At 37.9% G+C, this 22,028-nt stretch carries 17 protein-coding genes and 2 other annotated features; of the genes, 14 read left to right on the forward strand and 3 right to left on the reverse strand.

The window, feature by feature from the left end:
- Positions 1 to 39: 39 nt before the first annotated feature.
- From allD to IGK86_RS01480, 6 genes are all read left to right on the forward strand, one after another.
- The gene (gene allD, locus IGK86_RS01455) at positions 40 to 1,101 is read left to right on the forward strand and encodes an ureidoglycolate dehydrogenase (protein WP_002413499.1); all 1,062 of its coding nucleotides are present in this window, start codon (positions 40 to 42) and stop codon (positions 1,099 to 1,101) included.
- Positions 1,101 to 2,522 (forward strand): hypothetical protein, encoded by a 1,422-nt coding sequence (locus IGK86_RS01460; protein ID WP_002383665.1) that lies wholly within the window; start codon positions 1,101 to 1,103, stop codon positions 2,520 to 2,522. The genes allD and IGK86_RS01460 overlap by 1 nt, the downstream gene beginning before the upstream one ends.
- A 24-nt stretch (positions 2,523 to 2,546) precedes the next feature.
- Positions 2,547 to 3,770 carry an amidohydrolase family protein gene (locus tag IGK86_RS01465; protein ID WP_002389547.1) on the forward strand — a complete coding sequence of 408 codons (1,224 nt, stop codon included), beginning with the start codon at positions 2,547 to 2,549 and terminating at the stop codon, positions 3,768 to 3,770.
- A 447-nt stretch (positions 3,771 to 4,217) separates the two neighbouring features.
- Complete coding sequence (locus IGK86_RS01470; protein WP_438741930.1) at positions 4,218 to 6,512, forward strand: WxL domain-containing protein; 2,295 nt, start codon at positions 4,218 to 4,220, stop codon at positions 6,510 to 6,512.
- 456 nt (positions 6,513 to 6,968) lie between these two features.
- Positions 6,969 to 8,342, forward strand: coding sequence for a PcsB-like coiled-coil domain-containing protein (locus tag IGK86_RS01475; protein ID WP_016617037.1), 1,374 nt, complete (start codon positions 6,969 to 6,971; stop codon positions 8,340 to 8,342).
- A 117-nt stretch (positions 8,343 to 8,459) separates the two neighbouring features.
- Positions 8,460 to 8,689, forward strand: a binding site (T-box leader).
- 60 nt (positions 8,690 to 8,749) lie between these two features.
- On the forward strand, positions 8,750 to 9,877 hold the full coding sequence (locus tag IGK86_RS01480) for a 5-methyltetrahydropteroyltriglutamate--homocysteine S-methyltransferase (RefSeq protein ID WP_438741932.1): 1,128 nt from the start codon (positions 8,750 to 8,752) through the stop codon (positions 9,875 to 9,877).
- Positions 9,878 to 9,928: 51 nt separating this feature from the next.
- Here IGK86_RS01480 and IGK86_RS01485 read toward each other — a convergent pair whose 3' ends face one another.
- A complete protein-coding gene (locus IGK86_RS01485) occupies positions 9,929 to 11,113 on the reverse strand; it encodes an AI-2E family transporter (protein ID WP_010713586.1) in 1,185 nt (394 codons plus the stop codon).
- Positions 11,114 to 11,128: 15 nt separating this feature from the next.
- A complete protein-coding gene (locus IGK86_RS01490) occupies positions 11,129 to 11,644 on the reverse strand; it encodes an HdeD family acid-resistance protein (RefSeq protein ID WP_002381189.1) in 516 nt (171 codons plus the stop codon).
- 192 nt (positions 11,645 to 11,836) lie between these two features.
- On the opposite strand from IGK86_RS01490, the gene IGK86_RS01495 reads away from it, so the two are divergent.
- The 6 genes from IGK86_RS01495 (at position 11,837) to IGK86_RS01520 (ending at position 17,194) form a co-directional block, all read left to right on the forward strand.
- The gene (locus IGK86_RS01495) at positions 11,837 to 12,523 is read left to right on the forward strand and encodes a DUF969 domain-containing protein (protein WP_002355265.1); all 687 of its coding nucleotides are present in this window, start codon (positions 11,837 to 11,839) and stop codon (positions 12,521 to 12,523) included.
- Positions 12,520 to 13,464 (forward strand): DUF979 domain-containing protein, encoded by a 945-nt coding sequence (locus IGK86_RS01500; RefSeq protein ID WP_002355267.1) that lies wholly within the window; start codon positions 12,520 to 12,522, stop codon positions 13,462 to 13,464. Before IGK86_RS01495 ends, IGK86_RS01500 begins: the two co-directional genes overlap by 4 nt.
- 15 nt (positions 13,465 to 13,479) lie before the next feature.
- Positions 13,480 to 14,121, forward strand: coding sequence for a pyroglutamyl-peptidase I (pcp, locus tag IGK86_RS01505; protein WP_438741935.1), 642 nt, complete (start codon positions 13,480 to 13,482; stop codon positions 14,119 to 14,121).
- Positions 14,122 to 14,257: 136 nt separating this feature from the next.
- Positions 14,258 to 14,433, forward strand: a binding site (T-box leader).
- Positions 14,434 to 14,522: 89 nt separating this feature from the next.
- A complete protein-coding gene (gene nhaC / locus IGK86_RS01510; RefSeq protein WP_002383673.1) occupies positions 14,523 to 15,968 on the forward strand; it encodes a Na+/H+ antiporter NhaC in 1,446 nt (481 codons plus the stop codon).
- A 151-nt stretch (positions 15,969 to 16,119) separates the two neighbouring features.
- Positions 16,120 to 16,554, forward strand: coding sequence for a MarR family winged helix-turn-helix transcriptional regulator (locus IGK86_RS01515; RefSeq protein ID WP_002370202.1), 435 nt, complete (start codon positions 16,120 to 16,122; stop codon positions 16,552 to 16,554).
- Between the two features lie 4 nt (positions 16,555 to 16,558).
- Complete coding sequence (locus IGK86_RS01520; protein ID WP_010713585.1) at positions 16,559 to 17,194, forward strand: nitroreductase family protein; 636 nt, start codon at positions 16,559 to 16,561, stop codon at positions 17,192 to 17,194.
- A 42-nt stretch (positions 17,195 to 17,236) separates the two neighbouring features.
- Here the strand turns inward: IGK86_RS01520 and IGK86_RS01525 are convergent, their stop codons facing one another.
- The gene (locus IGK86_RS01525; protein ID WP_010713584.1) at positions 17,237 to 18,070 is read right to left on the reverse strand and encodes a Cof-type HAD-IIB family hydrolase; all 834 of its coding nucleotides are present in this window, start codon (positions 18,068 to 18,070) and stop codon (positions 17,237 to 17,239) included.
- Between the two features lie 183 nt (positions 18,071 to 18,253).
- Here IGK86_RS01525 and IGK86_RS01530 point away from each other — a divergent pair, with 183 nt between their 5' ends.
- Both IGK86_RS01530 and IGK86_RS01535 read left to right on the forward strand, forming a co-directional pair.
- Positions 18,254 to 20,002 (forward strand): PTS transporter subunit EIIC, encoded by a 1,749-nt coding sequence (locus IGK86_RS01530; protein WP_016617040.1) that lies wholly within the window; start codon positions 18,254 to 18,256, stop codon positions 20,000 to 20,002.
- Positions 19,993 to 22,026 carry a BglG family transcription antiterminator gene (locus IGK86_RS01535; RefSeq protein WP_016617041.1) on the forward strand — a complete coding sequence of 678 codons (2,034 nt, stop codon included), beginning with the start codon at positions 19,993 to 19,995 and terminating at the stop codon, positions 22,024 to 22,026. Before IGK86_RS01530 ends, IGK86_RS01535 begins: the two co-directional genes overlap by 10 nt.
- Positions 22,027 to 22,028 lie beyond the last annotated feature (2 nt).

Below are 22,028 nucleotides of genomic sequence, written 5' to 3' on the forward strand. Positions count from 1 at the left end.
TTTCCCTTTTTTAAGATTAATGATAAAGGAGCAAGCGCAATGGAAGAAATGGTTGTCGTTACACCGGAAAAATTAGAAAAGCTGATGAAGCAAAAATTAGAAGCTGCTGGTTTACATTCTGAACATGCCGAAGAAGTTGCTCGACATTTAACTTTTGCAGATGCTAGCGGTATTCATTCACACGGGGCGGTTCGTATGGATTATTATGCGGAACGGATTGCAAAAGGCGGGATCACGATTGACCCCGAATTATCATTTGAAAAAACTGGACCGTCCACTGCCATTTTTCATGGCGATAATGGCGTGGGTCAATTTGTTTGTAACGAAGCATTAGCTGCTGCAGTTGACCTAGCCAAAGAATCAGGGTTAGCATATGTTGGCGTTTCTCAAACGAGTCATAGTGGGACGTTATCGTATTATGTTAAAAAAGCAGCGGAACAAGGCATGGTTGCTCTTTCGATGTGTCAATCTGATCCAATGGTGGTACCGTTTGGTGGTACAAGCAATTATTTTGGGACAAATCCAATCGCTTTTGCAGCACCTAGAGCAGGTCATGAACCAGTCGTGTTTGATATGGCTACGACAGTACAGGCGTGGGGGAAAATTTTAGATGCACGTTCAAGAGATGTTGAAATTCCCGACACATGGGCAGTAGACGAAAAAGGCCAGCCAACGACTGATCCTTATGAAGTACGAGGTTTATTACCGATTTCAGGACCAAAAGGATATGGACTAATGATGATGGTCGATGTCTTAGCTGGTTCGTTGTTAGGCTTACCTTTTGGCAAACATGTCAGTTCCATGTATGCGGATTTAACGGAGAAACGGAATCTGGGTCAGATGTTTTTAGTCATTGATCCAAGCCGCTTTACAGATTCTGAACGATTTAAAGAAAATATTAATCAAATGGTGGAAGAACTTCATAGTGTGCCTACAGCAGAAGGGTTTCAACAAGTTTACTATCCAGGAGAAATTGGTCAGCTAAACTATCAAAAAGCCATGTCAGAAGGCATTGAAATTCCACAAAGTATTTATGATTATTTAGTTAGTGAGATTGTACATTACGATAAATATGGCGGGCAAGGTGCCTTTGCCAAATAATGAGGAGCGCAGAGAGTATTCGCTGCTGCGTTGCTCTCGCCTTCTTTCTATTGGAGGAAAGTAAAATGAAAAAATCGTCAAAAGTAGCACTTATTTTTGCATTTTTAGTTAGTATTTTTGTGCCAGTTGCGGCCTTTGCTGATGAGATTGGGGATGTAGTTGCCCCGACAGGAATCATGGCATTAGTTGTGATTATTCCGTTGATTGTTGTTTTGGTTCTATTGTTTATGAAAGTCGATATGATTATTGCTGGTTTAATTGGTGGCGTCTTAGCGATGCTGATTGGTGGCATTGGACTAGAAGAAGCGAATAAACAGATGTTGGAAGCTATCCCAATGATGTTAGGAATTACCGTTCCCATCATTAATTCAGCTGTTGCGATGGCGGTCTTTAAAGCAGGTAGTTATTCAGCTGCATTAACTTTAGCCAAACGAGGCACAAAAGGAAAAGTCGAGTATGTTTCAGCTTTTATTGTTATCTTATTAGCCGCAGCCACATATATGTCAGGAATTGGTGGCGGAAGTGCGATGGTTATTGCGCCATTGGCCTTTGCCGCAGTTGGCGTTGTTCCTGAATTAATTGCAGCAATGTCTTTAGCTGCTGCGGTATCATTTACAACATCACCCGCTTCATTAGAATCAAGTATTGTTTCAAAATTAGGCGATATCAGTGTCGGTTCATATGTTTCAACCATGCGACCTTACTGGTTATTCTTCGTAGCATTAGCGATTGTTTTAGCCTTTTGGGGAACGAAACATAGAAATGTTGGCTTTAAAGAGTCGGCAGATGATGAATTTGATAAAAAGAGCAATGGTGAATTATTTAAAATTACCTTGCCAGCCATTTTCTTATTGTTTGCTGTAATTTTTGGACCAATTGTGAATGATTTAATTGGTTTTGCCTTCTTTACGCCACTTGTATACATGATTTTAACATTAGTTTTAATTTTCTTATGTACAGATTTCTCAATGAACAAATCTGTCGAAGCGATGGTAGATGGGTCTACATATATTTTGACTCGTTTATTCCAAGTAGGGATTTTCTTAGCCTTTATTAATGTTATTGCACAAACAGGAACGTTTGCTGTCATCGCAGGTGTTGCTGAAAATGCACCAGCCTTTATTGTCGTGCCAGTTGCCATTTTAACAGGGATTTTAATTGGGATTCCAGCTGGGGCCTACGTAGGTTCTGTTTTAACTTTAGTGCTACCAGTTGCTGTATCGTTGAACTTCCCGCCGTTAGCATTAGGTTTTGTAGCAATGGGTGTTGGTTTAGGTAGTCAAATGAGTTTCGTTAATATTACTATGCAAGCTTTATCTTCAGGCTTCCAAATTCCAATTTTGGATGTAGTTAAAGGAAACGTGAAATGGTTAAGTATTGCCTCTGTACTATTATTAGTTATCGGTTTAATCTTTGGATAAAAAACAATTTAGGGAGTGGAAAACATGGATTTATTAATTAAACAAGTTCGTCTTCAAGACGGTGAAGCATTACAAGATGTAGCTATTAAAGAAGGAAAAATCATTGAAATCGCCCCAGTTATTACTGGTGATGCCAAAGAAGTCATCGAAGCAGATGGTCGTGTTTTAATCCCAGGTTTTGTAGAAAGCCATTTACATTTGGACAAGGCATTAATCGCTGATCGTAAACCAAATAAATCAGGTACGTTGAAAGAAGCAATTGAAGTAACCGCAGAATTAAAACCAACATTTACCGAAGAAGACATTTACGACCGTGCCAAACGTGCTTTAGAAATGTTAATCGTTCATGGGACCACGGCGTTAAGAACGCATGCAGAATTTGACCCAGCGCAAGGTTTTACTGGCTTCAAAACAATTATGCGTTTGAAAGAAGAATACAAAGAGTTAATTGACATGCAAGTAGTTGCGTTTCCGCAAGAAGGAATTTTTAAAGCCCCTGGAACAGAACAAATGATGTATGAAGCAATGGATATGGGCGCAGACGTTGTCGGCGGTATTCCTTATAATGATGCACCAGCGAAAGAACATATTGATTTAGTGTTTGAAATTGCTAAAAAATATGATAAAGATGTAGATTTACACCAAGATTTTGCCGATGAAGCTGATGATATGAGTATTGAATATTTATGTGAAAAAACCATCGCTGAAGGCTACCAAGGCCGTGTTTCAGTGGGCCACTTAACGGCATTGCATGCCTTACCTGAAGCAGAATTGGCGCCTATTATTGCAAAAATGGCGGAAGCAAATATTAGCGTGATGGCTTTACCAGCAACGGATTTACATTTAGGGGCTCGTGGTGATCAGTACAATGTTCGACGTGCGGTTACGCCAATCCGTAAATTACGCGATGGTGGCGTGAATGTCTGTATTGCTACAAATAATATTCGCAATGCTTTTACACCATATGGCACAGGGGATATTGTTCAAACAGCGATGTTAGCCATTCCTGTTGGACACCTAGGTGGAGCGGATGACTTAAAAACAGTGCTACCAATGGTAACAACAAGTCCTGCTCGTGCGATGGGACTAGAAGGATACGGTGTCGCAGTTGGGAATAAAGCAGATTTAGTCTTATTAGACACAAAAGTGGTTGAACATGCGATTATTGATATTCCAGAACGGTTATATGTTATTAAAAACGGCCGTGTTACAGTCAAGACAGACAAAAAAGTCGAAATCATTCGTTAAGAAAAAAAACAAAAAGCTCAAAATGTTAGTTGTCAAAACTAACATTTTGAGCTTTTTTTGATAAAGGTAAAGCTAGGAAGGTGAAAATATGATTAATTTATCCTGTTTTAGCTATGATTCTCTATTGAAAAGTTTATTTTTAGTTTATTTTTGGTCGATTTTCCTTGATATATATAGAATCTTCAGGAAATGCTCCTGTCTGTTTAAAATTCGGAATTTCAGAAATTATTCTTTTTTGCTAAACTAGTTATAACTGGTTAGTAAAAAGAAGTATTGGACGAATAGCGCTGAAACAAGTGAATGATCCAAAGTATAAAGAAAAATGAAACCGATACCACAAGACAAGACTGTTGCTGAAAATGGTAAGTGATCATTCTGCTAAGTTTAGTGTTTTAATGTTTAGTTAACTAAGAATTGTTGGATTGTTCTTTAGAAAGAAGGGACAATATGAAGCGAAGTAAATGGAAAGAATTGATAGTAACGGGCATCTGCCATATATTAGTATTCCCCATACTAATACAGACAACTGTTTTTGCAGAAACATTACCAAGTACAAAACAAGTAAGAGAAGGAACCAATCATTCATTAACAGCAGAAAAAGCCGAAAGTGAACAACCACAGACAAAGGATAAACTACATGATGAAGAACCACTAGCATTGCCAAAAAGTGAGTTAATCGATAATGAGGCTAATGTTACAAGTCAAACGATTAGAGAAAGAATTGAGACGCCTAACCTAACTTATCGTTATGGATTTATTAATGAAGAGGGGCAGCCAGTAAACGCCAATGAGATCCTTCTACAGTATCATAGCTGGCAAGGCAATTCCCCAAATGGCATAAATGTGTGGGAAGGTGAAAGTCAACCAGCGACAGCATCTACAGTGGCTAATTTAAAAGAAGTGGTAATTCCAAGTGAGAAAGTAGCCGTCTATTCCGACATGTCAACGGTGCTTGCAGCGAGTAATCAAACATTTTTTTTACCAAGATATTATACTTCTTTAAGCTTATACAATAAGAAAGGGGAAATTGATCCCAATTTTCCGCTGCCAACTATTTCCGACGCATCAGGAAACCAATATCCAACAACAATTTCGCAATTTGAATTGGAAAAAATATCTGCACAACAATATAGTCAGAAAACAGGAGTAACATTTAACATTAGCGAGAGTCAAAAACTAATCGTTCCTGTGTACAACCAAGTGAAGGTTGATTCATCGAATCAATCTGGGCTATTGAATTACTTTAAATTTTCAGGGCCGGTTTATTATCATGTTACCAATCGCAAAGTGACAGAACATTTTGTGGATACTCAAGGGAAACCAATCCCTCCGCCACCGGGGTTTAGACAAGGAAAGCAAACGCTTATTGAACGTGACCCTTACACCTTTAAACAGAACGGCCTTTTGCCAAGTAGCTATGAAATCGACTCAAAAACATATCAATTTCAAGGATGGTATAAAGGGAAAACGAGACCTGAAAATTTAGAAAAAAGCGTAACGCCCAGTTATGATATTACCTATGACGACAATGATGATTTAACTGTTGTCTATAAGGAGGTACCTCAAAAAAATTATACATTTGAGGATGTCAATGGTGTTGAAATTGCACCACCATCTGATTTTATTCAGGATCACCAACGACCAATAACTACGGATGGCTTTCGCTATTTAGCTGGAAAAAAACTGCCACAACAATACAGCGTTAACGGTAAAACTTATTTATATCAAGGTTGGTATCAAAATAAAACAAAACAAGAGAACTTAGAAAAAACAAAACGACCAATAAACTCCCCTGTTTTTAATGAAATGAACGCTATTACAGCAGTGTATAAGGAAATAACTGCAAAAGCTGAAATGCAAATAGAAGGACTAGTCAAAGTCATGCCAAGTGGTTATATACAAATTTGGCAGATTATGCTTACAAATGTGGGAGAAGTACCGTTAAAAAAAATAAACTTAAAGCCAGCAAGTGGTTGGTCACCAGGTCTAGCTCGGCCAATCCAAGTCACGATTCGTGTTGGATCTGAACCAAACAAAATTGTTCCTATTACTGATGAAAATTGGCGAGTTGGCATTGCTTTAAATACGGAAGTGCCTATTAGTCAGACAGCAACTATTATGATGACAACAATTGCTACAGGTGAACCAGATCAAGTGTTACAAGCGGCTGTTGAAATGAATGGGAATTTTTCTGCTGTTCACGCAGCTGATACTGTCAGAATCCAACCTAAAAATCAAGAAATTGTGGCACCAGATGAGGAAGGTTTTATCAGCACACCAACTTTTGATTTTGGTAAAGTCGCCATTTCTAGCAACACGCAGCAACATGGTTTAAAGCAGGCAGCAGATTATTATGAAAATGGTCAGGAAAATCCATATTTACGTTTGAAAAAATCACAACCCAATTGGGCACTAACTGCAGAACTATCCCCCTTTGAAGGAAGAGTGGATCAACTATCATCAATGACAAAGTTATTGTTAGGAACAACCAATGTTTCAGGTTTTATTCAGTACAATCAACCAACGGAAACTAAAGTTGCTCTTGGCAAAACAACCGCTATTCAATTAGTTGCCAACGGTGTAGCTAGCCATATTGTTGCCAATGGTCAGTTAGACGAAAGTGATGTTTATCAATTTGATTTTTCTTTTGATCAAATCAAATTAGAAATTCCAGCAAATCAAGGTAGAAAAGATCAAACTTATCAAGCAATGGTGACTTGGAATTTAGTGACAGGCCCATAAGTCCATAAAAAATAAGTTGAATAGTTTGATCAAAAACATTGCATAGAAATAATAAAAGGCGGCTCAACGAAGCGGCCTTTTTCTTGGTTCATTACCAAAATATAACGAATTTTGTAACAAAAACGTTTGCTAAAAAGAAGGAAAAATGATTAATTTTACGAAAAAAAGCATATATCGACAAAAAAGAAGCAAAATTTGAATAAAAAAAGAAAAAATATGAAAAAAAATCGAAGAATTGTTTAACAATTGAAAACACGTGAAAACCAGTAGTGGCAAGGTGTAAAAGCCTTACAAAAGGTAAGTTTACCTATTATGGAGAAAGAACGAGTGATCTGAAATGTTTTTGTAACATTTCTATTGCTTAATTGAAATATGGGTGTGGTAGAATGTTTTTGTCGTAAGAAAAGATTAAGATATTTTAAATAAACTTTAGAAATTAATTCGGAGGAATGACAAGTGAAGAAACGTCTATTTGCATCAGTATTACTATGTTCATTAACGCTATCAGCAATTGCTACCCCAAGCATCGCTTTGGCGGACAATGTTGATAAAAAAATTGAAGAAAAAAATCAAGAAATTTCATCATTAAAAGCAAAACAAGGGGATTTAGCTTCACAAGTATCTTCTTTAGAAGCAGAAGTATCTTCAGTATTTGATGAAAGCATGGCTTTACGTGAACAAAAGCAAACACTAAAAGCAAAATCAGAACAATTACAACAAGAAATTACAAACTTGAATCAACGTATTGAAAAACGTAACGAAGCAATCAAAAATCAAGCACGTGATGTTCAAGTTAATGGACAAAGCACAACAATGCTAGATGCGGTTTTAGATGCGGACTCAGTTGCTGATGCAATCAGCCGTGTTCAAGCTGTTTCAACAATCGTAAGTGCCAACAACGACTTAATGCAACAACAAAAAGAAGATAAACAAGCCGTTGTTGATAAAAAAGCTGAAAACGAGAAAAAAGTGAAACAACTTGAAGCAACAGAAGCTGAATTAGAAACAAAACGTCAAGATTTACTTTCTAAACAATCTGAATTAAACGTAATGAAAGCTTCATTAGCATTAGAACAATCATCAGCTGAAAGTTCTAAAGCTGGCTTAGAAAAACAAAAAGCAGCTGCTGAAGCAGAGCAAGCACGCTTAGCTGCTGAACAAAAAGCTGCAGCTGAAAAAGCTAAACAAGCTGCTGCAAAACCAGCTAAAGCTGAAGTGAAAGCAGAAGCACCAGTTGCCTCTTCATCAACAACAGAAGCGCAAGCACCAGCAAGCTCAAGCTCAGCAACTGAATCAAGCACGCAACAAACAACTGAAACAACTACACCAAGTACAGATAATAGTGCAACAGAAAATACTGGCTCTTCTTCATCAGAACAACCAGTACAACCTACAACACCAAGTGATAATGGAAATAATGGTGGCCAAACTGGTGGTGGAACAGTTACACCAACACCTACACCAGAACCAGAGAAACCAACACCACCAACACCAACACCTTCTGCTGATCCAACAATCAATGCATTGAACGTTCTACGTCAATCATTAGGTTTACGTCCAGTAGTGTGGGATGCAGGCTTAGCAGCTTCTGCAACTGCTCGTGCAGCACAAATTGAAGCAGGTGGCATTCCAAATGATCACTGGTCTCGTGGAGATGAAGTTATCGCAATTATGTGGGCGCCAGGTAACTCAGTAATCATGGCGTGGTACAATGAAACAAACATGGTAACAGCTTCAGGTAGCGGTCACCGTGATTGGGAAATTAACCCAGGTATTACACGTGTCGGTTTTGGTTACTCAGGTAGCACAATCGTAGGACACTCAGCCTAATCAGCAATGATAAAAATAGACGTAAGCAGCTTCTGAAAAGAAGCTGCTTTTTTCATTACTATTTCATCCATCTCCGTTGACAAATTTGCTAAACGTGGTATTCTAATTGTAATCTAATAATTTCCGTTGAATAAGAAAGTAAATACAAGACAGCTGGTAGAGAGACTTTGGTTGGTGAAAAAAGTTAGATGTCTGTATCGAAAAATGGCCTAGGAGGAATTTTTGTCGAAACGTAGGCAAAAACGTAATGTCTTTCGTTAACAAGACCGCTGATTATGATTGTCAGTTGAAGGGAAAGAGTCATCTTTCCGAAAAAAGGTGGTACCGCGATAATAATCGCCCTTTTACTAGTTACGGCTAGTAAAAGGGCGTTTTTTTATAAATAAAAATAGGAAAGAGTGAGGCAAATGAGTAGTCAGATTCCTTTTACAGTTGATTATGTGGGAAGTTTTTTACGTCCGGAAACAATTAAGAAAGCACGGAAAAAGGTCCAAGCAGGTGCGTTATCTCAAGCAGAGCTACGTCTTATTGAAGATGAAGAAATCAAAGCATTAGTAGCAAAACAAAAAGCTGGCGGCTTACGGGGAATCACAGATGGTGAATTTCGTCGCGGTTTTTGGCATATTGATTTCTTAGAAGGATTAAATGGTGTGACAGGCTATATCCCAGAAACGGGGTATAACCAAACCTTTCATGGAAAAGCAGCTCCGGCCTATAATATCCGCGTAGTGGATAAAATATCTTTTCCTACGCAACATCCATTTTTAGAGGACTTTTCATTTTTAAAAGAGGTGGTGGAAGTTGGTGATGGCACGGTAGCCAAAGCAACGATCCCTAGTCCGACCATGATTTTACGTCAAGAAATTTTATCCAACGACGGCACCTCGCGCATTCAAACAATTTATCCAGAGATTGGTGATTTTTATAAGGATTTAGCACAAACATATAAAGATGCAATTGCGGCCTTTTACGAGAGAGGTTGCCGTTATTTGCAATTTGATGATACAAATTGGGCGTTTCTAGCGGATCAGACAAAACAAGAAGAATTACGAGCAAAAGGAATACAGCCAGAAGAAATTGCACAAGTGTGTACCACGATTATTAATGAAGCCTTGGATGGTAAGCCAGAAGATTTAACTGTAACCACACACATTTGCCGTGGGAACCATGCTTCATCTTGGTTATTTTCAGGTGGTTATGAACCGATAGCAAAAGAATTATTTGCTACGAATTATGATGGTTTCTTCTTGGAATATGACTCAGATCGTGCAGGGGACTTTTCACCATTAAGACATTGGCAAAATAATGGCAGCAAAGTCGTTTTAGGTTTAGTTACTTCTAAGTTTCCTGAATTAGAAGAGACTGAACAAGTGAAAGCACGAATTGAAGAAGCCCAACAGTTTGTTCCTTTAGAAAACTTAAGTATTAGTCCGCAATGCGGTTTTGCTTCGACGGAAGAAGGAAATCGTTTGACGGAGAAAGAACAATGGCGCAAAGTTCAATTACTTCAAGAAATTGCTAGAGAAGTATGGTAAAAAAACTGGGACATAAGTCTAAACGGCTTATGTCCCAGTTTTTTCATTGTATTATTTTAAATATTGATCTTTAGTAAAATTCGTGTGTTCATACTCGCCGTTGTCACCATAAAAGCGGTTATAGCGTTGTTTGAATTTGCGGAATAAATAAATGACTGTCACTTTAACTAGGCAATACATTGGAATCCCAAAAATAACGCCCATTAAACCAAACAGTTCGCCCATAACTAACAAGACAAGTAAAATAGTAATCGGATGGACTTTTAATTTATCGCCCATCACACGAGGAATAACAAAATCTCCATGAATCAATTGGATGGCAAACCAGACGATAACAAATTTAACTACCATAAATGTGGAATCCTGAAAGGCAATAATCAATCCAGGAATAAAGGCAATAAATGGCCCGATATAAGGAATAATACATAAAATACCCGCAGCTAAAGCTAAAATGCTACCAAATTGTAAACCAATTAATAGAAAAGCTGGCCAATACATAATCCCTAAAACCAACGAAGCAATGACTTGACCTTTTAGATAATCGCCAATTTGAATGTTGGCAATTTGGCTATATTCGTCAAAATCAGGACGAAAAGCTGGGGGAATGATGCCTTTTACAAAGCGATAAAACTTTTCTTTGTCTTTTAAAAGGAAAAAGGCGATGATAGGTCCTGTAAACAAGGTTAGGAAAGTAGAAGAAACTGCAGAAAAGACGCTTCCCAGACCTTGTGCGCCTGTTTGTAGGTAATCCCCTGCAAAGTCTTTAAAGGAGTTTGTAAGTTTGCCCCAGAGCTGATTAATCGACTCATTAGCAGATTCTAAATCTTTTGCAAAAGGTGTTTTAGCCATAAATTCTTGTACTGTTTGGAGCGTGCTTTTCCAAAAACTTGGGAATTGTTTGATTAATTCTTCCGTTTGGTCTTGGATAATTGGGAAAAGTTGCAGTCCAGCTAACACTAGTAATGCAATAATTAAGACATAGAGAATCGCAATCGCCCAAACACGGGGAATTTTTTTCTCAAGGCGTTTCACCATTGGATTAAGCAAATAAAATAGAATAATACCAAAAAGTACCGGGCCTAAGACGGCACTAAAAATAACAAAAATTGGTTTAAAGATAAATGAAACAGTGTTGAATAAAAAGATAGTTACAGCAATTAGACAAAGGATAGTTAATGTGTAAAGTAAATTTTTCCCACCTAAAAAGCGGATCCACTTGGTACTTTCTTTATCCATAAGTTGCTCCTTTCGTTAAGCTTTATTTCTAAAATGACCAATAATTTCAATGACACCCATGAAAATCAGGATAAATCCAAAGACTTGCATCAAAACTAAGAGACTTTTGAAGGGGTTGAAAACTAAAACAGCTCCAGCGATTAAAACCAGAATACTGTAGATAAGCGCGCCTGTTTGACGAGTATTTAAAGCAAAAGTCAATTGAACGAGGCCGTTTATAACAATGCTAATCCCTAATAAAAACGGCAGAATCGAAACGATCACTGGTGCAAAAAATAAAAAGGCTACTGCTAAGACGACAAAGATTAAACCTGTTACGAAACCAAGTCCCCAGCTACCCGTTTGTTTTTTTATTTTGTAGTCATCATAAATATTAATTAACCCTAAAAGCATCAAATAACCAGCAATTAAATAACCGACGAACTGGAAGAAAGCACCGGGATTAAAGACAATGGCACTTCCGATAACGATAAAGACGGCGTCGCGCAATAGGGTATGGCGCCGAAAATTTTCTCTAAAAGTTTGGAACATAAAAATCCTCCTCAATGTTATTGTTTCTTTTATTCTAGCGGAAAAAAGAAAAAAGTGCGAGTGGTAGCTCTAAAAAGTGTTGGAAACTGTGTCTTTAGAAAAAATAACATTAAAAATTAAAAAAGTCTTACAAATGAGCGAAAATTGGCATATAATGGAAAGTGAAATTTTATTTTAAGAAGGAGAGATTTGATGGATTTATTACCTTTATTAGGCGTATTGATCGTCATTGTCGGCTTCGCATTGAAATTTGATGCTATCTTGATTGTGATGGTTGCTTTAATAGTGACGGCTTTTACTGGCGGGCTTGGTTTGACATCAATGCTAGAAACACTAGGAACAACCTTTGTGAATAATCGAGGCATGGCTATCTTTATTATTATTATGTTAGCAACAGGAACGTTAGAGAGAAATGGCTTGAAAGAGTCAGCGGCTACGTTGATTAAACGATTCAAAAAGGTATCTGCTGGTGTGATTATTGACATTTATGGTGTCTTTCGGATTATCTTCGCCGCTTTTAACGTAAGTTTCGGTGGGGTAGCAGGTTTTGTGCGTCCGATTATTTTGCCAATGGCGTTAGGAACAATTGAATCAAAAAATTTACCAATGGTGCCAGAGTATGAAGAAGAACTAAAAGGGATGGCTTCAGCCATGGAAAATATCTGTTGGTTCTTTGGTCAAGTTCTGTTTGTTGGTGGGGCTGGGGCATTGCTTGTTCAATCAACATTGAAAGATTTAGGCTATGAAGTGACATTAGGTAAATTGGCTTTAGTGGAAGTACCAGTCGCCTTAGTTGCCTTAATTTCGGCAAGTATTTACTTTACTTTAAAAGAAAAAAGATTACGTAAAAAATATTATGGACAGGAGGGACTGAAATGAGTTTTTTCACAGATCCAAGTATTGATTTGAGTGCAAAGTTATTGGAAGTCCTTTATATTTTTATGGGTATTATCTTGTTATATACAAGTTTTCGTAGTTTTCGTGATAAAACCAATCAACATGCGTATGGGACTAGTTTATTCTGGGGGATTTTAGGGATCTTAATCGGTTTTGGTCGGTTTATTCCACCAGTTGCCTGTGGCGTACTTATTTTTGTGATGACAATTCCGGCAATTCTTCAAAAAGTGACAAAAGGAGAAAGTCGCTTACCTTCGAAAGAATACATGGAAAAAATGTCTCAAAAATTAGGAATGAAGATTTTTATTCCCGCACTAAGTATCGGGGTTTTTGCAATTCTTTTTGCCACATTGACTACTTTAGGAGCTTTAGTCGGTGTCGGTGTTGGTGTCTTTGTAGCGATTTTCATCATGATGTTCTTTTCTAAAAATAATACGCCGAAAGTATTTTTTGATGATGCGGCGGAAATGTTAGAAACAGTCGGTCCTCTTAGTACGTTGCCAATGCTATTAGCTTGTTTAGGTGCTGTTTTTACTAGCGCTGGTGTTGGTGAGATTATTTCAAAAGGAGTTAGTGCCGTAGTACCAGCAGGAAATGTCAATGTAGGGATTATTATTTATGCTGTGGGAATGGTTATTTTTACGGCTATCATGGGCAATGCCTTTGCAGCAATAACCGTGATGACAGTCGGAATTGGTGTGCCGTTTGTCTTTTCTTTAGGTGCAGATCCCGCATTAGTTGGGATGGTTGCCTTAACATGTGGTTTTTGTGGTACACTGTTAACACCGATGGCTGCGAACTTTAATATCGTACCTGTAGCCATGTTGGAAATGAAAGATAAGTACGGCGTCATTAAAAATCAATTGCCGATTGCACTCTTCATGTTAATTTTCCAAATTGTTTATATGATTCTATTCAAATAAGAAAGGATGATCGAAATGAAAGTTGTCGTTACTGGCTTTGATCCATTTGGAGGAGAAGCAATCAATCCTGCCTTTGAAGCAGTCAAAAAATTACCTGCTGAAATTGCAGGAGCTGAAATTATTAAAGTTGAGGTGCCAACTGTTTTTGGCACTAGTGGTGAAAAAGTGGCTGAAGCAATTGAAACCCATCAACCAGATATGGTGATTTGTGTTGGACAAGCAGGCGGCCGCCAAACAGTTACTGTTGAAAAAGTGGCGATTAATTTAGCGGAAGCGCGTATCCCGGATAATGCAGGACAACAACCAAGCGATGTGCCATTGGTTGAAGATGGAGCAACAGCCTATTTTACAAATTTACCGATTAAAGCGATGGTAAAAAATTGTCATGACCATCAATTACCTGCAGCGATTTCTTATACAGCAGGAACCTTTGTATGTAATGATATTATGTATCACTTACTACACTTAATTAACACTAAATATCCAACTATTCGTGGCGGATTTATTCATGTTCCGTTCCTACCAGAACAAATAATTGATAAACCAACGTTTGCTTCTATGTCATTAGAAGCAATCACAGATTCTTTGTTCTATATGATTGAAGCAGCGGTAAAAACGCAAGAAGATATTCAACTACAAGGTGGCACAACCCACTAATTAACTGGCGCTTTCGTGAGAACGGAGGCGCTTTTCTATTTTTACAAAAAGAAAAAGTAATTTTTGTTGGCGTGTGAAAAAATTTTTTATGCTATTTTCGTTGACAAGTCGGTTTCTTCTTGGTATATTGAGATTCATAAATTATTAGCCCAGTAGGAAATAGATGTTTTGTTCAGAAAGTCGATGGTTGTTGCGAATCGATCAAGTCTATTTGTGAATTACACTAATAAGTAGTGACAATTACATAATACATAAGCGAGAAGCAAGTAAGCTTCTAATTAAGGTGGTACCGCGGAGAGATTCGTCCTTATTCTTTAAGGATGAATCTCTCTTTTTATGTAGCTTTAGGAGGCGTTTTCAATGAGTTGTGGAGGGGTTATTCGTTATCATAAGATCCTTTAATGTCAGAGTATTCAGAAAAAAGATTAGAGGAGAGTAACGAAATGAAAGAAAAACAGAAAAAGAAGACCGTGAGTGTTCGAGAAGCAAGTATCGTGTTATTAATTATTGTGGCAGCTATTGCAACAGGAGTAATTGGCTTAAAGATATCGCCAAATATTACTATTTTGTTTGTGATTGCATTGATTTTAGGCTACGCAATGTTTCGTAAAGTACCATTTGATCAAATGCATAAAGGGATTGTTGATGGCTTGAAGCCAGGAATTATTCCAATTTTTATTTTCATTTTAGTGGGGGCATTGATTGCCGTTTGGATTCAAGCAGGAATTATTCCAACGATTATGGTTTTTGGTTTTAAAATGATTAGTGTTAAATGGTTTGTGCCGTCAGTTTTTATTGTCTGTGCGATTGTCGGCAGTGCAGTAGGTAGTGCTTTTACAGTGATGTCAACAATTGGAATTGCCTTTTTCGGTATTGGCAGTACCTTAGGGTTAAATCCTGCTTTAGTTGTGGGGGCGATTGTTTCTGGTTCAGTTTTTGGTGATAAAATGTCACCTTTATCAGAATCAACAAACTTAGCCGCAGCGATTGTTGAAGCGGATTTATTTAAACATATAAAAAACTTGATGTGGTCGACTGTACCAGCATTTATCGTCTCTTTAATCTTGTTTATGATTTTAGGACAAACGTACGCGAATACTAGTCTGACAGAAGTAGTTCAAGTTATTCAAGTATTGGAAGACCACTTTACCATTTCCATTTGGTCATTGTTACCATTAGCCTTAATGTTAATCTGTGCCTGGCGCAAAATTCCAGCGATTATCACGATTTTGTTGAACATTATTGTGGCAGTAATTATGATTATTATTCAAAATCCGAAAGTATCGTTGCAGGCATTAGGAAACACGTTGGAAAATGGGTTTGTTTCTCAAACGGGGAACGCACAAATTGATCAATTATTAAGTCGTGGCGGGATTATGAGTATGATGCCGACTGTGGCACTTATTATTCTAACGTTGTCTCTAGGTGGCTTATTAATGGAATTAGGATTGATTTCTGCGGTCATGGAAGTTGTTTCGCAGAAAATGAGCAGTACACCGAAATTGATTTTATCAACGTTATTAACAGGAATTGGCGTAAATATTTTTATTGGTGAACAATTCCTATCGGTTATTTTACCAGGGAATGCCTTTAAAGAAGTTTACAAAAAAGAAGGTTTGGATCCGACTGTTTTAGGCAGAACCTTGGAGGATGGTGGGACGGTTATTAACTACCTCATTCCTTGGGGGATTGCAGGTAGCTTCGTAGCGGGGACCTTTGGCGTACCAACGTTGACTTACTTACCATTTGTTTTCTTTAGCTTATTATCGCCTGTCTTCTCAATGGTCAGTGCATTTACTGGTTTAGGAATTAAGCGGTTATCAGCAGAACCTGTTACCGAAAAATAGATTGATTAAAATAGAACAGTTGATGGGGAATACTGTAGTTTCTCCCTGTCAATTGTTCTATTTTTCTTGTAAAAAAGGTTGCATTTTTAGAAAGAAACAGTTATAGTTGACTAGTCAATTGTTGACGAGTCATCTTTTTAAGGAGGAAACTATGTCGTTATCATTACGGGAAGTCAGCCAATTATTATGTCAGTTAAAGGTATTAGATCAAAAAATTACCAAAGTTTTTGAAGAGCAAGTTGGCTTGAGTTTGACTCGTTATGAGTTGCTGATGATTTTAAAAGAACGTCAGCCGTGTCTTCAAACGGAGATTCAAGAACACTTAAAAATCGATAGTGGTGCGGTCACTCGCCATTTGAAAATTTTAGAAGAGAAACAGTATGTGACACGACAGCGAAATCCAGAAAATAATCGGGAAGTGCTAGTGCATTTAACAGAAAAAGCACAACAAGAACTACAGCAATGTACAGCCAAGCAACAAATGGTAACAGAAATTATTCCCAGTACATTTACAAAGGACGACTGTCGCCAATTAAAAGAACTTTTGACAAAACTAGATCAAAGCATTACAACGAAAGAGGTATGATAGAATGACAACATATACAACGAATGATTTTTCAGAGATTGTTTTTGGCCGCAAATCGGTTCGGGTGTACGATGAAACCCATAAAATTTCTCATGAAGAAATGTTAACAATGATTCAAGAAGCGACCACCGCCCCTTCTTCTGTTAACATGCAGCCATGGCGTTTTGTCGTAGTAGAAAGTGAAGTAGGCAAAGAAAAATTAAAACCCTTAATTCGCTTTAATACGCGTCAAAATGAAACATCTTCTGCAATGCTCTTAATTTTTGGTGATCTAAACTGCCATGAGCGAGGAGAGGAAATTTACAATCAAGCCTATGCTAGTGGTAAAATGCCTAAGGAAGTGCGGGACCAACAATTAGCAGCCATTATTCCCCATTATGAAAGTTTAAGCAGAGAACAAATGAATGACATCGTAAAAATTGATGCGAGTTTAGCAGCTATGCAATTTATGTTAGTGGCACGAGCTCACGGATATGAAACAAATCCAATCGGTGGTTTTGAAGCGGAAAAATTAGCCGAAACATTTGGTTTAGATCAAGAGCGCTATGTCCCAGTAATGATTTTATCTGTGGGTAAGGGCATGGAAACTGGCTATGAATCTGTTCGTTTAGCACCAGAAAAAATCACGACATTTGAATAGGCAATAAAAAATGACGGCGTACGCTTGCATCAACCAACGATCTTAAAGAAAGTTGGCTAATGCAACAGCGATGCCGTCATTGTCGTTGGATAAAGTGACTTCCGTTGCGATGCTTTTAAGCTCGTCAACGGCGTTTTCCATAGCAATCCCCGTGCCGGCCCATTCCAACATTGTATAATCGTTGTGACCATCACCAAAAGCAATTACTTCTTCAGCAGCTATACCTAACTGTAGGGTTAGTTTTTCTAAAGAACGCGCTTTATCAATATTTTTTGCGGTAAATTCAAAATAGAAAGGAGCGGAAAAAGCAGCGGTGACGGTTTCTTTGAAAGGCGCGTAGATGGCCTCATGATATTTTTGTAAATAGGCGGGTTCACCAGCAATTAAAATTTTGTTCAAGGGAAAGTTTAGTCTGGCGGCTAAATCATGCCACTCACATAATTGAAAGTTGCCACCCCGTGATTCATATTCAATAATATTAAAATCACCAGTCTCTAAATGTAAGGTGTTATGAAAAACATCATTGACATACATAAATGTTTCATCATTAATCATTGGAATTACGTCAAATTGTTTCAAATGCTCTAAAATTTGTTGACTCAATGACTTTGAAATTGTCTGATTAAATAGTTGTTGCTGACTGCCATGATGGGTGACACAAGCGCCGTTATAGGAAAGTAAGTGTCCATTATAATGAGCCATCTCCAATTCATCTGCTAAGGTCCGCATACCGTTAGTCGGGCGGCCAGAAGCCAAAATCAGTGAGAGGCCTTGTTTTTGTGCAGCTGCTAGTGCTTGTCGCGTTTTTGGTGAAATCTTTTTTTCTGAAGTTAACAAGGTACCATCAATATCCATTACAATTGCTTTGATTGCCATAATTGGCCTCCAATCCGAAGAGTTTCTTTCTTTTAGTATAAAAGTTTTTTCTATTAATGTAAACGGATTCTCTTGTGAGGTGTATAAAAGAATTATTTTACAAAAATCTATACTATTTTTTTGTGAAATTTCATATAATAGAAGTATTCTAATTATCTACATAGAGAGCGAGGGACAAGGAATATGAAGGAAAAAGAAATGCATTCGCTCTTTTTTAAACATAAGTTTGTGAAAGTAACTCCCTATTTACGTCGTTTTGGTCATCGTTTGAGTGGGATGATTATGCCAAATTTGAGTATTTTTATTGCGTGGAGCTTATTGTCTTTGGTGGCTGGCTATACGACAGGGAATCTACGGCTAGCTCTTTCTGAAGTCGAAACGATAATGATTCGAGTTGTTTTACCGATTTTAATTGGTTTTACAGGCGGAAAAATGTTCGAGGAACAACGTGGCGGCGTCGTTGCTGCTATTGCGACAGTGGGCGTGATTGTTTCCACAGATGTTCCACAGTTGTTTGGTGCTATGTTTATTGGCCCTTTAGCAGGATATACTTTCGCCAAAATTGAACAAATTCTCTTACCGAAAGTTAAAGAAGGCTATGAGATGCTGACTAAAAACTTTTTAGCAGGAATTGTGGGAGGACTGCTGTGCTGTTTTGGTATTCTGGTTGTAGCTCCGGCTGTTGAAAGCGCTAGTTTTTGGCTGTATCAATTTTCTTCTTGGTTAATTGAAGCCAATCTTTTGCCATTGGTTCACGTTTTCTTAGAACCCTTAAAAGTGTTATTTTTTAATAATGCGATTAACCATGGCTTATTAACGCCTCTAGGTTTAGAAGGTGCTAGTCAAACAGGTCAGTCCATTTTATTTCTATTGGAAACAAATCCTGGACCAGGCGTGGGCGTTTTGGTTGCTTTTCTGCTGTTTGGGCCTGTAGGCCAACGAAAAACAGCAGGAGGTGCCACCATGATTCAACTGATTGGGGGCATTCATGAAATTTATTTTCCGTTTGTTTTAATGGATCCGCGCTTATTTTTAGCAGTAATTGCTGGAGGAATGAGTGGTACGCTTGTTTTTCAAATATTTAATGTGGGGCTAAGTGCTCCAGCTTCGCCAGGTTCATTGGTTGCGATTTTAGCCAATGCCCCGACTGATGCGAGGCTGGCGGTTTTTAGCGGAATTTTTGTTAGCTTTCTGTGCTCTTTTGCAATAGCAAGCTTGTTATTAAAACGTCAACGAGGAATTGAACCAGTTTCAATGATAAAGATGAAGGAGAAGGAGGAAGACCAAGTGGAAACAGTCACACCTAACTATCAGCAAATTTTATTTGTTTGTGATGCAGGAATGGGCTCAAGTGCCATGGGGGCTAGTTTGCTAAGCCGACAATTAAAAGCTGTGGACTTGGAGATACCTGTGACTTACCAGTCCGTTCATCAGATGAAGTGGCAGCCTAAGACATTAGTGGTCATTCAAGCAGAATTGAAACAGTTAGCACAAAAGTACGTCCCAGAAAAGGATATGGTGAGTGTTCAAAATTTTTTAGAAATTAAATCCTATTACCCGCAAGTTTTAGCCAAACTGACTGCTTCTTCTCAAGAGCAATCTTCACTTGGTTCAGAGTCTACTGGAACGAACTCGACCAAACAAAGACAGAAGCTTGTTTTTTTATATGCCGAGAATGTTCGAGGATCGCAAACAATGGGAATGGAATTATTGCGGCAACAAGCGGCGAAACAAGGAGTCGCGATTGAAGTATCTAAAGAACCACTGGAAACAGTCTTTTTTACCAAGGAGACAACCTACGTAGTGACTCGTGAACTGGCGCAAGCCTATCATTTAGATCTAACGCAACAAAATTTATACGTAGTTACTAGTTTTTTGAATAAGAAAGAGTATCAAGAATGGCTGGAAGGAGGAGCTGATAGATGTTTTTAACGACAAGAGAAACTGTTCTATTAACGGAATTAGTGAATAGTCCCACCCCCGTTTCAGTAAACCGCATGATGAATTTGTTAAAGGTTAGCCGCCGGACGGTATATCGTGAATTAGAAAATTTAGAAACCTCGCTAGCATCGATGGGCGCGACGTTGGAAAAAGTAGCTCGTGGGCGCTTTTCGATTCAAGCAGATGAAGCAGCGATGACGGAAATTCAGGCTGCTATTTTAGGAGAAGAGACACAGGAACTTTCTACTTTGGCGCGGCAACATGCGATTTTATTGACATTACTTCAAACAAAAGAGCCAGTCTCTATGCATTATTTTCTGGAAACGTATTGTATTAGTAATACGACTTTTTATGCCGATATTAAACAATTAGAAACACGGATTGCTCGGATTCCGTTGACGATTTCTCGGAATCAAGGCTATGAAGTGACTGGTTCTGAAAAATATCGCCGTCTTCTAATGGCGAATATTCTAAGTATGGAAATTAATGAGTACCAATTTTTTCATTTTACCGAATTAACAACAAACGACCATTTTTTCTTTCAGTTTATTCATGCAGAACATTTAGCATTTGCACAAAAAATTGTTCAGCCAGAAGTAGAAACTTTATTTCCAGCATTAAGTGATCGCAAATTACAACATTTGATTTTAATGTTAACAATTGCGATGGATCGGGTCACTGCAGGTTTTTATTTAGCTGATGAGACCTATACTGGGCAGATGAATAAGGCCTTTCTAAATTGTTCTAAACGACTTTTTTCAAAAGTCGCTGCTGAAACAAAACAACTATACGCTGTCAGTGAGATTGTTTTTTTTGCTAGCTTATTAAGTGATTTTTCTAATTCTTTTGATGAAGATTTTTTTGATGAACATTTTGACACTCAGCTGGCTTATGCAGTGAAACAACTGATTGAAGCAGTAAGTCAAGAAACGGAAGTTAATTTTTTCGAAGATACCAATTTGTATAAAATGTTGTTGACGCATTTATCAGGTGTTTTTTCTCGGGCGGTTTTACAAGAAGAAGATTTAACGAATCCCATTTTAGAACGGATTATGAATCAATATCAAGAAATAGCTGCGGCTTTACGCCAAGCGTTGCCGCAAATTTTTCCGCAAAAGAATTTATCGGAAGAGGAAATTGCCTACATGGTACTTCATTTTGCCAATTCTTTAGAGCGGAGTCCCAAAATTATGGAAGTTGATATTGCTGGTTTTTCTCCTAGCGGTTTGGCTTCGACAAGTATGCTGGAAATGCGATTACGGCGCTACTTTCCTTTTATCAACCAGATTCATTTTTTTCGGATTGCGGATTTAGGTAAGGTGAATGTTGAGGAAAACTATGACTTAGTGATTTCCACTTCGTTATTACCAGGATACAATGGTAAATATAAATTGATCTCACCGTTACTTTTAGACGATGAAATCCGCCAATTGAAAGAAGAGTTTAAGCGGATTAGTCACGAAAAACGCTCGCTTAGGAAAGCACCTGTGAAAAAAATAGGTGGCGAAGAAAGCTACGAAATAGTGGTCGCTTTCATGGAAGAAATTAGTAAACTATTAGAAACATTTTTCATAGCAGATTTAAATAATCAAGCGGATTTAGCAGAAACCGTTCAACAAGCTCTCGCGCAACTTTCCGCAGATTTAATCACCGATAGTGCAATCGTCTGTCAGCAATTGATGAAACGTTACGAGCAAGCGCCTATTGGGATTCCTCAGACGGAAATGGCCTTATTCCATACCTCAAGTACAGCAGTGACACAGCCTGTTTTTTGTATTTTTAATCTGGCCCAGCCACTTATGATTGAAGGGATGGATAAAAAGCCGATGCAGTTACAACGTATGTTACTCATGCTAGCGCCGATGCCGATTGATGAAACAATCGGGAAAATTTTAGGAAAAATCAGTGGTGCGATTATTATGAATGATTTAAATACAGAAATTTTTCATTCAGGAAATGAAGCCATTGTTTATCAGTTGCTTTCGTCATTATTAATTGAAGAAATGAAAGGCTAGGT

The sequence above is a fragment of the Enterococcus sp. DIV1206 genome, assembly GCF_051712485.1.
GTDB classification, from domain to species: domain Bacteria; phylum Bacillota; class Bacilli; order Lactobacillales; family Enterococcaceae; genus Enterococcus; species Enterococcus faecalis.